12 protein-coding genes are annotated in these 12385 nt (G+C 74.6%); 9 read left to right on the top strand and 3 right to left on the bottom strand.

The annotated features are described in order from the left end of the window. The first annotated feature begins 82 nt into the window (after positions 1 to 82). A complete protein-coding gene (locus HNR25_RS15465) occupies positions 83 to 916 on the top strand; it encodes an IspD/TarI family cytidylyltransferase (RefSeq protein ID WP_184636148.1) in 834 nt (277 codons plus the stop codon). After that, the gene (locus tag HNR25_RS15460; protein ID WP_184636147.1) at positions 913 to 1701 is read left to right on the top strand and encodes a glycerophosphodiester phosphodiesterase; all 789 of its coding nucleotides are present in this window, start codon (positions 913 to 915) and stop codon (positions 1699 to 1701) included. Before HNR25_RS15465 ends, HNR25_RS15460 begins: the two co-directional genes overlap by 4 nt. A gap of 85 nt (positions 1702 to 1786) precedes the next feature. Here the strand turns inward: HNR25_RS15460 and HNR25_RS15455 are convergent, their stop codons facing one another. Next, positions 1787 to 2803, bottom strand: a complete 1017-nt coding sequence (locus HNR25_RS15455) for a glycosyltransferase family 2 protein (protein WP_221457607.1) — start codon at positions 2801 to 2803, stop codon at positions 1787 to 1789. A 528-nt stretch (positions 2804 to 3331) separates the two neighbouring features. On the opposite strand from HNR25_RS15455, the gene HNR25_RS15450 reads away from it, so the two are divergent. The 6 genes from HNR25_RS15450 to HNR25_RS15425 all read left to right on the top strand — a co-directional run bounded on the left by HNR25_RS15450 (position 3332) and on the right by HNR25_RS15425 (position 9470). Continuing rightward, on the top strand, positions 3332 to 4810 hold the full coding sequence (locus tag HNR25_RS15450) for an LCP family protein (protein WP_184639359.1): 1479 nt from the start codon (positions 3332 to 3334) through the stop codon (positions 4808 to 4810). A gap of 111 nt (positions 4811 to 4921) precedes the next feature. Then, positions 4922 to 5599 carry a hypothetical protein gene (locus HNR25_RS15445; protein WP_184636145.1) on the top strand — a complete coding sequence of 226 codons (678 nt, stop codon included), beginning with the start codon at positions 4922 to 4924 and terminating at the stop codon, positions 5597 to 5599. A gap of 142 nt (positions 5600 to 5741) precedes the next feature. Continuing rightward, the gene (locus HNR25_RS15440) at positions 5742 to 6458 is read left to right on the top strand and encodes a hypothetical protein (RefSeq protein ID WP_184636144.1); all 717 of its coding nucleotides are present in this window, start codon (positions 5742 to 5744) and stop codon (positions 6456 to 6458) included. Between the two features lie 461 nt (positions 6459 to 6919). Further along, positions 6920 to 8251: a UDP-glucose dehydrogenase family protein gene (locus HNR25_RS15435; RefSeq protein WP_184636143.1), complete on the top strand. Its 1332-nt coding sequence runs from the start codon at positions 6920 to 6922 to the stop codon at positions 8249 to 8251. A 41-nt stretch (positions 8252 to 8292) separates the two neighbouring features. Beyond that, positions 8293 to 8709, top strand: coding sequence for a CoA-binding protein (locus HNR25_RS15430; protein WP_184639357.1), 417 nt, complete (start codon positions 8293 to 8295; stop codon positions 8707 to 8709). A 137-nt stretch (positions 8710 to 8846) separates the two neighbouring features. Further along, entirely contained in the window at positions 8847 to 9470 is a 624-nt protein-coding gene (locus HNR25_RS15425) for a hypothetical protein (protein ID WP_221457605.1), read from the top strand. A 9-nt stretch (positions 9471 to 9479) separates the two neighbouring features. Here the strand turns inward: HNR25_RS15425 and purE are convergent, their stop codons facing one another. After that, positions 9480 to 10019, bottom strand: coding sequence for a 5-(carboxyamino)imidazole ribonucleotide mutase (gene purE, locus HNR25_RS15420; protein ID WP_312862562.1), 540 nt, complete (start codon positions 10017 to 10019; stop codon positions 9480 to 9482). Positions 10020 to 10356: 337 nt separating this feature from the next. Here purE and HNR25_RS15415 point away from each other — a divergent pair, with 337 nt between their 5' ends. Further along, positions 10357 to 10977, top strand: a complete 621-nt coding sequence (locus HNR25_RS15415; protein WP_184636141.1) for an MBL fold metallo-hydrolase — start codon at positions 10357 to 10359, stop codon at positions 10975 to 10977. A 117-nt stretch (positions 10978 to 11094) separates the two neighbouring features. Here the strand turns inward: HNR25_RS15415 and HNR25_RS15410 are convergent, their stop codons facing one another. Then, positions 11095 to 12381, bottom strand: coding sequence for a sensor histidine kinase (locus tag HNR25_RS15410; protein ID WP_184636139.1), 1287 nt, complete (start codon positions 12379 to 12381; stop codon positions 11095 to 11097). Positions 12382 to 12385 lie beyond the last annotated feature (4 nt).

Genomic DNA, 12385 nt, shown 5'->3' with positions numbered 1-12385 from the left:
GTCGGCTAATCTCGGCTGGTGCGGCCGAAGGCTCGGCGGGCGAGCCCGCAACCGGCCGCGACCGCAGCGGGAAAGGACGACGATGCCGCAGGACTCCGCCACGCCCGCGCGTCCCCAGGCGGGCACGCGTCCCCAGGCGGGCGCGCGCGCCCACGTCACGGCGGCGGTGCTGGCCGGCGGCGTCGGCGCCCGCATGGGCGGGGGCTCCCCCAAGCAGCTGCTGCCGCTGGCCGGGCGCCCCGTTCTGGAGCACGCCCTGGCCGCATTCTGCGCCGCACCCGAGGTCGACGACGTCATCGTGCTGATGGTGCCCGAGCACCTGGACGAGGCCCGGGAGATCGCCGACCGGACGTGTCCGGACCGCGTCTCGGCCGTCCTGCCGGGCGGGGCGGACCGCACCGCGACGTCGGCGGCGGCGCTGCGCGCGCTGGAGCACCGCGGCGACGACGACCTGGTCCTCCTGCACGACGCCGCCCGCCCGCTGGTGACCCCGGAGGTCATCGGCCGGTGCGTGGGCGCGCTGGCCGAGGCCGACGCGGTAGGCGTGGCCGTGCCCGCCGGCGACACGGTCGTGGAGATCGCTCCGGACTCCGGCGGCGCCGAGGTGCTGCGCAACGTCCCGCCCCGGGCCTCGCTGCGCCGCATGCAGACCCCGCAGGGGTTCCGGCTGGGAGTGGTGCGCGAGGCCTACCGCCGGGCGCTGGCCGCCCCCGGGCTGGCGGCCACCGACGACTGCGGCGTGGTGCTGGACTACCTGCCCGACGCGCAGGTGCGCATCGTGCCCGGCGACGAGTCCAACATCAAAGTCACCAATCCCGGCGACGTCGAGATCGCCGAGACCCTGATGCGGGTGCGCGGCGGCCCGGTCGCCGGCCCGCCCCGGGACGGGGAGCGGCACCAGGAGGCCCGCGGGTGACGGTGTTCAGCGCGCCCGAGGTCATCGGGCACCGCGGCGCGGGGCGCTCGTCGGCGTCGGACTACCGGGAGAACTCCGCGGAGTCGTACCTGGCCGCGGTCGGCTCCGGTGCGCAGTGGGTCGAGATCGACGTACGGCGCACCGCCGACGACGCGCTGGTGGTCCACCACGACGAGGCGCTGCCGGACGGCCGGACGATCGCCGACCTCCCGGCGCGGGAGTGCCGCGATGCGGGGCTGCTGCGGCTGGACGAGGCGTTCGCGGCCATCCCCGTGTGCGCGGGGGTGGACGTCGACGTCAAGTCGGTGATGGAGGACGCGGTCGACCCGCCGCGGCGGCGCACCGCCGGGCTGCTGCTGCCCGCGCTGCGCCGCGAGGCCGAGCGCCGCCGCGCCGCCGCCGGCCGCGAGCACGTGTTCGTCTGCTCATTCGATCCTGCCGTTCTGCTGGCGGTGCGGGAGGGGGCTCCGGAGATTCCGCTGGCGTGGATGCCGTTCGTGCGCAATCCCGTGGACCAGGCTGTGGCGGGGGCGGCGGGGCTCGGTTGCGGCCTGGTGGCGGTCGACGCCCGGTCCTTCGGCCTCACCGGCGAGCCCGAGCGTCCCGGCCGCCGCGACGTCGCCTACACGGTCGGTGTCGCCCACCGCGCGGGCCTGGACGTGGTCACCTGGTGCCCCGGCCCCGTCGACGCCGCCCGGTTCGCCGACGCGGGCGTGGACGCGGTCGTCGTCGACGACGTCCCGGGCGTGGCGGCCGCGTTGAAGGCCAGGCGGCAGAAGCGGTGACGGCGGAACGCCGCCGACCCGTGCTCACCGGGACGGCTGCGCGCGCTCGCGCCGCTCCGCCGGCCGAGAAGCGCGCGGCCCGTGCTCAGGCGTGCTGCTCACGGTTCGCGCGGGCGACGCGGGAGTCGGCGCCGAGGCCGGGCGGGCTGGTGAGGAAGCCCACCCCCCAGGCCATGTGCATGGTGGCCAGCGCGGCCGGGATGCTCAGGCGCGCCTTGGCGGAAAGCCCTCGGCCGAGCGGGAGCGAGGCGGCGGTGATCGCCGCGGCGTAGCTGCCGGGCACGAGCCAGGCGGGCCAGAACGCGAAGCCGCCCGCCAGCCCCAGCGCGATCGCGCAGACGGCGGTCGGCGCCGCCAGGTAGCGCAGGTTGATGGTGCCCTTGTGCTGTCGGGACACCACGCGGCGCCAGCGCCCGTAGTTGAAGTACTGCTTGGCCAGCGCGCGCACGCCGGGCCGGGGCCGGTAGGAGACCCGCATCCGCGGCTCGAACCAGACCGTGCCTCCGGTGGTGCGGATGCGGTGGTTCATCTCCCAGTCCTGGGCGCGCAGGAACGCCACGTCGTAGCCGCCCACGCGCTCCAGAGCCGAGCGGCGGAAGACGCCCAGGTACACGGTGTCGGCGGGGCCGCCCGAGCCGCCGGTGTGGAAGCGGGCGTTGCCGACTCCGACCCGGGAGGTCATGGCGGCGGCCACCGCCTTCTCCCACGGGGTCTCGCCCTCGGCGGCCATGATGCCGCCGACGTTGTCGGCACCGGTCTCCCCGATGGTGCCTACGGCCACGGCGAGGTAGTCGGAGGGCATCATCGAGTGCCCGTCGATGCGCGCGACGATTCCGTGGGAGGACGCGTCGATCGCTGCGTTGAGACCCGCCGGCGTGCGGCCGGTGGGGTTGTCCACGACCTTCACCCGCCCGTCCGCGGCGGCGATCTCGGCGGCGACCTCGCGGGTGCGGTCGGTGGAGGGGCCCACCGCCAGCACGATCTCGAGCTCGCCCGGGTAGTCCTGGGCGAGGACGTGGCTAACAGCGGACGCCAGGTGGCGCTCCTCGTTGAGCACGGGCATGACGACGGATACGGCCGGCCAGGTCACGGGCGATTCCAACGGTCGGGCGGCAGGGAGCGCGAGGCCGGGTCGCGGCTTCGCAGTCGATACGGTACTGCACTGCCCGGCGGCGCCCGGCCAGGGCGACCCGGGACACCCCTGCGGGCCGCGCCTCGCCGCGCGCGACCGCGCCCGCCCCCGAACCCGCGGTGCGCATCGCGGACCGAACCGTGCGCCCGCCGCGCGCGTCCTACCGGGGGCGAAAAGACGCGGCATCGGGCCCCGTTCATCCGGAAGGGGGCAACACGCCGAGAGGTGACAGCGGGCGACCCATCGGTGGATTCGGTGACAACCTAGAGGAACGAACGTGAGGGCCGGTGGACCTGCACGCGACCGGGGGCAGGCGGTGAAAGCGCCCGCGGAGCGGCGGGAGACGGTGCGCAGTGGCCGCTCCCCGCCGCGCCGCCGGCCCCGTTGCGCCCGCGCAGGCCTTCCAGCGGCGAGCGGACGGAGGGTGCTGTGAGCGACCGCCCGGGCGAGGACCGGCGCAGCGGAGAGCGAGCCGGACGCGACGGCGGGTTTGCCCGCATGCGTTCCGCTCCCACACCTCCCGATCCCCGGCGCGGCTTCACCCCTCCCAGCGGCCCCGTCCGGCGAAAACGCGCGGCGCTGCTGACGGCCGGGGCGCTGTCGGTTCTGGTCCTGCTGGCGTCGGGCACCGCGTGGTCGCTCACCGGCTGGGTATCCGGGCAGCTCGACCGCTTCGACGTCTTCGGCGGGCTGGCCGACGGCGACCGCCCCGAGGAGGGCGCCCAGGGGGCACTGAACTTCCTGGTCATCGGTTCGGACACACGCGAGGGCATGGAGCGGGACCGGCAGAACGAGCTGGGCGTGGGACGGGCCGAGGGCAAGCGCTCGGACACCATGATGCTCGTGCACCTCGACGACGACCGCGACCACGTCACCGTCGTGGGTATTCCGCGCGACTCCTGGGTCGACATCCCCGGACGCGGCGAGAACAAGATCAACGCCGCCTACTCGCTGGGCGGGCCGTCTCTGGCGGTGCGCACCGTCGAGTCGGCCACCCGTGTGCGCATCGACCACTACATCGAAGTCGACTTCACCGGGTTCGTGGACATGGTCGACGGCCTCGGCGGTATCGAGGTCTGCTTGCCCGCGCCCATCGAAGACGAGAAAGCCCACCTGGACATGGCGGCGGGCACGCACCGGGTCGACGGTACGGAGGCGCTGGCCTTCGCCCGCACCCGCGCCACCGCCGGCGGCGACCTCGACCGGATCGACCGCCAGCAGCAGGTCCTGTCGGCCATGCTGGAGACCGCGGCGAGCACCGACACCCTGTCGAACCCGCAGCGCTTCGGCGACTTCGTCGACCGGGCGCTGAACTCGGTCACCGTGGACGAGAGCCTGGACACCGGCGCCATCAACGCGTTGACCGGCCAGCTGCGCGGCATCGGGCTGGGCGACGTCACCTTCACCACGGTGCCCGTCGAGCGGACCGATTTCTGGACTCCGCACGGCGACGTCGCGGTGACCTGGGACCGCCGGCAGGCCTCGGACATGTTCGCCCGGATCAACGCCGACAAGCCGCTCGGCGGCGGCGACGGCGGGGACGCGTCGGCGTCCGCGGGGAGGTCCGGCACGTCTCCCGACCCCGGGGACATCCACCTGCAAGTGTTCAACGGTACCGGTATCACCGGGCTCGGCGCCGAAGCCGACCGGGCCTTCGGCGACGCCGGCTTCCGGGTGCCTTCGGCCGCGCGCAACTGGTCCAGCACCGAGGTGCCCGAGACCGTGCTGCGCTACGGCCCGGGCAACAAGGAGGAGGCCGCCGTGGTGGCCGAGGCGGTCCCGGGCTCGTCCCTGGAGAAGGACGAGGAGCTCGGCGAGCGGATCCAGGTCGTGATCGGGTTCAACTACCGCGAGGTGCAGCCGCCCGAGCCGGAACAGGCCGAGACGCAGCAGGCCGCGTCCACGTCGTCCCAGCGGTCCGGCGGCGGGACCGGCTCCGGGCCCGCCACCGCCCGGGAGAAGGTCTGCGAAGGGTGAAAGCCCCGCAGCGGCGGCGTTCGGGCCGCAGCCGAGGGCGCTGCGGCACCGGATAGCGTGGGGGTTCCCGACGCCGAACCGGGAGGTACGGCGCTCTGCTGAGGAGGCACGATGCTGCGCCACGTGATCGGTCTGCTGACCGGTGCGGCCATCGCCCCGGCCCTGTGGGCCGCCCTGGGCTGGTCCGCCCAGCGTGTCTCCGCCGCGGTCGGCGGCGCGGGCTTCGCACCGCTGGGGCTGACCGCGGTGGGCGTGCTGATGTTCGTCGGCGTCGCCTGCGGGTTCCTCGCCGGCGCCCGCGTCTCGCCACTGGCGGCGCTGTTCAGCGGGGGGTTGCTGCTGGGCTACGCGCTGTGGCCGGTCATGGCCGCGGGGACGGTGGACGCGGCGCTGCCCGGCTGGATCCCCGACGACTCGGTCCTGCACCCGCTGGGCCCCGGCCTGCTGCTGGCGCTGCCGCTGGGCACCCTGCTGTTCGTCTCGGGACTGGTCCCGTCGCGGTGGCGCGCCCGCAACGCGCCCCGGCCCGGCGACCCGGGCCCGCTTCCGGCCGACGGCGTGCCCGGGCCGCGCGGCGGGCACGGTCCCGAGCCCGCCCGACCGGACGGCCCGACGGGCGCCGGCCCTGACACACTCCACGGACGCGGCGGGCTCGGCGAAGCGCCGGAAGGCGATCCGGAGTCGACGACGACGCCGATGCGGCGCCGGCGCATAGGCCGGCCGCGCTGGAATTCGTCTTCGCGCGCGCCCGAGAGCGACACGCTGGAGTTCCAGCGCGGGCGGGACTGACCGCTCGGCACGACACGAGTCGGCATCCCGCCCGTATCCGGTGCGTACCGGATGGGGCCGGACCCGCAGTCCCTCTGGCACCGGGCGGGGAGTCGGGGCTAGCGTGTGGTGTCCGCGCGCGTCCCCGCCTGAGGAGTCCCCCATGTCCAACGGCCTGCGCCATTTCCTGGGCCTGCTCGCCGGAATCCTGGCCGTCCCGGTTCTGGCGGTCGGACTCGCCTGGGCGCCGCACTGGAGCGCCGAGGCCGGTCTCCTCAACCACGACCTGGCCGCCGTCGTACCGGGGCCGTCGTGGCTGGTGCCGGTCTCCGTGCTGGCCACGGTGGGGCTGCTGCTGGGCCTGCTGACGGGGTCGCGCCTGTCGCCGCTGGCGGCGCTGGTGCCCGGACTGGTCCTCGGCGCAGCGGGCTTCGCCGAGACCGCGGACCTGCCCCGGCCGGTGCCGGCGGTGGCCGACCTGCTTACGGTCGATTGGCCCGGTGAGCAGCCGTGGTTCCCCTGGGGACCGGTGTTCGCCGTGGTGGGCGCGGCCCTCGTCGTCTCCGCCCTGCCGCCCTCGCGCTGGCGCAGCCGGGACGGGGACGAGTTCGACGACGATCCTTACGACGGCTCCAGCACGACAGCGGCACGCTCCGGCGGCGACAGCGCCCCGCCGGAGGGCACCGGGACCACGCAGACGATGAGCCCAGACGCCGACGGGATGCCGCCGCGCTACCACGTGTCCGATCCGCGCGACCGGCAGCCGCAGCAGCCCGGACCGCCGCCCGCCGCGGGACCGTCGGGCTGGAACGATCCGCACCGCCCGGACGCCGGCGATCCGCGCGGTTCCCCGTCGCCGCGGTGGCAGGACCGCGGCTGAGCGCTGCCGCGCCGCCGCTGCCGGCGGCGGCGCCCGCATCGTTCGCCCACGGGTAATCTTGCGGCCGAGCGGCCGTTCGACGATCGCCGTACCGGCGCAGCACCATCGCGTTCCCGGGGGTCCGGCAGCACCGGCCCGCGGCGGCCGCTTCCGTCCGCGGCCGTCCGCGGCCGTCCGCGGCAGCCGACGCGCGGATCGACGTTGCACCGGGCACGATCCCGGAAACACCTCGGGGAAGGCGGGTGACGCGGAGCGTCCCCGGCGGGCGGCACAGGCAGAACCCGCGGCGCGCGGCGGCTCCGGGGCCGCGGGGGTCCGCTGTGCGGCTCCGCGAGCCCCGCAGGAGCTCCGGCACCGGCGCCGACCCCTGCTCGGCCCGGCGGTAGCATGCCAACGCCGCAGGGCGAAACCGCGTCGGCGCGGACGGCAGCGACGCCAGCTCAGCTTGGAAGGACGGACCATTGGTCGCAGAATCGCGCAGCAGGATCTCCGTCATCGGCACCGGCTACCTGGGTGCCACGCATGCCGCCTGCATGGCCGAGCTCGGTTTCGAAGTGCTGGGCCTGGATCTCGACCGGTCCAAGATCGACAGCCTCTCCGCCGGACGGGCGCCGTTCTACGAACCGGGCCTGGAGGAGGTCCTCCAGCGCAACCTCGCCAACGGCCGGCTGCGCTTCACCTCCGACTACGACGAAGCCGCCGCCTTCGCCGACGTCCACTTCCTGTGCGTGGGCACCCCGCAGCGCGACGATTCCGACGCCGCCGACCTCTCGTTCGTCGAAGCCGCCGTCGACTCCCTGGCCGCCCGGCTGACGGGCCCGGCGATCATCATCGGCAAGTCGACGGTGCCGGTGGGGACCGCCGGGCGGCTGACGAAGCGCATCGCGGAGTGCGCACCCCCGGGTGCGGAGGTGCACCTGGGATGGAGCCCGGAGTTCCTGCGGGAGGGGTTCGGCGTGGAGGACACGCTGCGGCCCAACCGCATCGTCATCGGCACCGACTCCCCCGCCGTCGAGTCCGCCATGCGCGAGCTGTGCGCACCGCAGATCGAGCAGGGCATCCCCTTCCTGGTCACCGACCTGCCGACGGCCGAGCTGGTCAAGGTGTCGGCCAACGCGTTCCTCGCCACCAAGATCTCCTTCATCAACGCCATGGCCGAAGTGTCCGAGGCCGCCGGAGCCGACGTCATGAAGCTGGCGGAGGCGCTGAGCCACGACGACCGCATCGGCGGCAAGTTCCTGGGACCCGGACTCGGGTTCGGCGGCGGGTGCCTGCCCAAGGACATCCGGGCCTTCATGGCCCGCGCCGACGAGCTGGGCGTGGAGCCGGCGCTGTCCTTTCTGCGCGAGGTGGACGCCATCAACCAGCGGCGGCGGGCGCGCACCGTCGACATCGCCCGCGGGCTCATCGGCGGCAGCTTCGCCGGGCGCACCGTGGGCGTGCTCGGCGCGGCGTTCAAACCCAACTCCGACGACATCCGCGATTCGCCGGCGCTGCACGTGGCCACCGCGATCGCCGAGCTGGGCGGTGTCGTGACCGTGTACGACCCCGAGGCGCTGGACCGCGCCAAGCAGGAGTTCCCCGACTTGCGCTACGCGCACACGATGCTGGAGGCCGTGCGCGACGCCGAGGTCGTACTGCTGCTGACGGAGTGGGCGGAGTTCCGCGACGCCGACCCCGACGAGCTGGCCAAGGTGGCGGCCCAGCCGCGGATCGTGGACGGCCGCAACGCGCTGGACCCGCAGCACTGGCGCGACTGCGGATGGACCTACCGGGCGCTGGGCCGGCCCTGACCGGGCGGCCGGACAGAGCAAGGCATCATGGGGGGATGACGATGAGCGCAGTCGCCGACGAGGACGCGATCCGCCGCGTGCTGCACGAGGCCCGGGTGTGGGCGATCGTCGGTCTCGGCGACAACCCGCAGCGGCCGGCCTACAGCGTTGCCCGCTTCCTGCAGGAGCGCGGAAAGCGGATCGTGCCCGTGCACCCCTCCGCCGCCACGGTGCACGGCGAGCAGGGATACGCGTCGCTCTCCGACGTCCCCTTCGAGGTCGATGTCGCCGACGTCTTCCGCCGGTCCTCCGACGCCGGTGCGGTCGCCGACGAGGCTCTGGGACGCCCCGACATCTCCACGGTGTGGTTCCAGCTGGGTGTGGTCGACGCGGACGCCGCCGAACGGGTCGGCGCGGCCGGGCGCACCATGGTGATGGACCGGTGCCCGGCGATCGAGTGGCCGCGGCTGCTGGGATGAACGCCCACCCCCGCGCCTCCGGGCATGACGCGGCTTCCACCGGGATTCGCCGCCTAACACCCGAATTCGGGCGAATTGCCGTGTGTAGCGCTGACCGCGGCCGGTTGGCCCGGCGGCGAGCCGGGTAAGGAGCGACCATGCGACGCCCGCGCTTCCTCCGCGGCCCGGCCGGAGACCGCCCGGACGCTCAGAACGGCACCGCCGCCGGCACCGACCCGCCGCCGATCGACCCGGCGCGCGCCGAGGCGCGCCGAGAGCTCGCCGACACCCACGGGTGGAACTACGCCGAGCGCCACCAGGCCGCCATCCGGGGCTGGCCGCGCACTGCCCTGCCGCCCGGCCCGCTGGGCCGGGTGCGCCACGAGCTGACCGGCCGCCACCGCGGACGGCCGTTCCGCATCTTCGACTACGTCCACCACGGCGCGCCCGGCGCCCCGTGGCAGCGGATCGAGGTCTGCGCCGTGGCGCTCCCGGCCCCGGTGCCCTACATCTACATCCGCGACCCCGGCGGGAGCACCGGCGACGGCGACGGCGTCTACGCCGAAAGCCCGGAGGCCCGCTTCGCCACGGAGCTGCTGTCCGAACCCGTGCGCGCGGACCTGCGCCACTACGGGTTCACCGACCTGGTGATGGACCGCGACGTACTCATCTGCACCAGCGACGGCGGCGGCCCCGGCCCCGCAGAGGCGCGCCTGGAAGCGCTGACCGACATCGTCGACCGGATCCCCGCCGACGTGTGGGCACGCTGGGGCAGGGACTGACCGCCCGGATCAGTCCCCGGCGCCGAAGCCGGTCGAGGCCGTACCGGCCGCGACCTGGCGGCGCAGCCGCGCGCCCTTCTCCTCGGCCTGGCTGCACAACTCGTCCTGGAACTCGCTCATGCGCGCGCGCAAGTCGGGGTCGTGGGCGGCGAGCATGCGCACCGCCAGCAGCCCGGCGTTGCGGGCGGCGCCGACCGCGACCGTCGCCACCGGCACCCCCGCGGGCATCTGCACGATCGACAGCAGCGAGTCCATCCCGTCCAGGTGGCGCAACGGCACGGGCACGCCGATCACGGGCAGCGGCGTGACGGCCGCCAGCATGCCCGGCAGGTGGGCGGCGCCTCCGGCGCCGGCGATGACCGCCTTGAGGCCGCGCTCGGCCGCCTCGGAACCGTAGGAGATCATCCGGTTGGGCATGCGGTGGGCGGAGACGACGTCGGCCTCGTAACCGATGCCGAACACCTCCAGCGCCTTGGCCGCCTCCTCCATGACCGGCCAGTCGGAATCGCTGCCCATCACGATGCCGACGGCAGGGGCGTCCTCGCTCACGTGTGCACTCCATTCGCTGATCGGCGACACCTCCGCGCCCGGGGCGCGAAGCGCTGCGGCGGCCTGCTGCCCCGCACGACGTGAGCGATCCTACGGCTGCGGCGGCCCCGGCGGAGCCGGACGGCACGGCGTGTGCCCGTGAAGCGGCGCCCGCGGCGCGCGGCGGGACTTCTGCGGGCGGGCGCGCGCCCGCTACGGTGGGCTCACCGGCACGGTCGGCCGCACGCCCCGGGGGCGCGGCGGCTCCGGTCGGCCGCCGCACGACACCGCAGCAGGCAAGGAGGCGCCGACAGTGATGCACCGGCAGCAGCACCCGCGCGATGCGGAGGCCGACTGAATGGCCGAGGCACAGGGGCCCGTCGACCACGTCGTCACCTCCGGCACATTCCGCCTCGACGGCGGCGAATGGGAGGTCGACAACAACGTCTGGATCGTCGGCAACGAGAGCGCGGCGATCGTGATCGACGCGGCACACGACGCCGAGCGGATCGCCCGGGCTCTGGGCGAGCGCGAGCTCATGGCGGTCGTGTGCACGCACGCCCACAACGACCACATCAACGCCGCGGCCGAACTCGCCGACTTCGGCGACGCGCCGATCCTGCTGCATCCCGACGACGCGGAACTGTGGGAGATGGTCTACCCCGGCCGCGAACCCGACGCGCAGCTACTGCACGGCGAGTGGCTCCAGGCCGGCGACGTCGAGCTGGAGGTGCTGCACACCCCGGGCCACAGTCCGGGCGCGGTGTGCCTGCACGCGCCGGGGATCGGCACCGTCTTCACCGGCGACACCCTGTTCCGGGGCGGCCCGGGCGCGACGGGGCGGTCGTTCTCCGACTACCCCACCATCGTCGACTCGATCCGCACGCGCCTGCTGCCGCTGGCTCCCGAGACCGCGGTGCTCACCGGTCACGGCGACTCCACCACGATCGGCGCCGAGGCCGCGAACCTGCAGGAGTGATCCGCCCGCGGGCGCCGGAGGCGGGCCGGTCGCGGCCCGCCTCCCCGCTCGCCCCTCCCCGGACCGGTCCGGCCTCGCGGCGCTCCGGCGGCTGCGTGCGCACCGGAGGGCGTCGGCTCACGCCGGGCTCGGCCCCGACTCGGCCAGCGTGCCGCCGGCCGGGGGCAGGAACAGTGCGAACGTGGTGGGCCGCGACTGGATCAGCTCGACGCGGGCGCCCTGCGACTCCGCGATGTGGCGGGCCAGCGCCAGGCCCAGCCCGGTGCCGTTTCCGCCGGTCACCTCGCGTTCGAAGATCCGTCCGGCGATATCTTCGGGCACGCCCGGGCCCTCGTCGCCGACCTCGATACGCACCGACCCGCCCTCGCCGACCGTGCGGATCGTCACCGTGCCCGCGCCGTGGCGGCGCGCGTTGTCCACCAGGGTGGCCATGATCTGGGTGAGGTCGGTGTTGGGGATCGAGGCCGACAGCCCGCGATCGCCCGCCCGCAGGACGTCGCGGCCCTCCTTGCGCAGGATGGGCCCCCACTCCGAAACGAACCGCCCGAGGGCGTTGTCGATGTCGATGGCCTCCGCCTGGGGCTGCTGGCTTTTGCGTGCCCGCCCCAGCAGGTTCTCGACGGTGTCGACGAGTCGCTCGGTCTGGGCCAGGGCCGCCTCGCCCTCGTCGCGGACGACGTCGGGGCTGTCGGCCTCGGCGATGATCTCTTCCAGCCGCATCGACAGCGCCGTCAGCGGGGTGCGCAGCTGGTGGGAGGCGTCGGTGGCGAAGTGGCGCTCGGTGGCGATGAGGCTGGCGATGCGCTCGGCGCTGCGGTCGAGGACCTCGGCGACCCGGTCGGCCTCGGAGATCCCGTAACGGTGGCCCCACGGAGTGACGATGCCCGAGCCCAGGCGCTCGGCGGTGGCGGCGAGGTCCACCAGGGGCAGGGTCAGCCGGCGGGCCTGCAGCATCGCCAGCCCGACGGCGACGCCGACGGCCAGAAGCGACAGCGATCCGATGCCCAGCCAGGCGTTGAGGATGTTCTCCCGCACCCGGGCGGTGTCGCGCCAGACGGTGACGGCGGTGCCCCCGCCCGAGGACGCGGTGGCGTGCACGCTCGGCGGGGAGTCGTCCGCGCGGGGGTCGACCCCCCAGCCTCCGGCGCTGAAGACCTCCCCGGTCTGCAGCCTGATCTCGATGTGGCGTTCGGGGTGCACCTCGGTGAGCCGATCGAGGTCGACCCGGTCGGAATCGGCGAGCTCGGCTTCGATTTCGGCCGCGATGACCTGGGCCTCTTGCTCGACCTGGCGCCTGGCCTGGGAGTGGATGGTGCTGTAGGTCAGCGCGCCCAGCGGCAGCCCCAGCAGCAGGACCGCGATCACGGTCACCACCAGCGTGGAGAACAGCATCCGCCTGCGCATGTCA

This window comes from Streptomonospora salina (genome assembly GCF_014204715.1).
Classification (GTDB): domain Bacteria; phylum Actinomycetota; class Actinomycetes; order Streptosporangiales; family Streptosporangiaceae; genus Streptomonospora; species Streptomonospora salina.
Note: the sequence above shows the minus strand (reverse complement) of the source record. Positions and strands in the feature narration are given on the sequence as shown.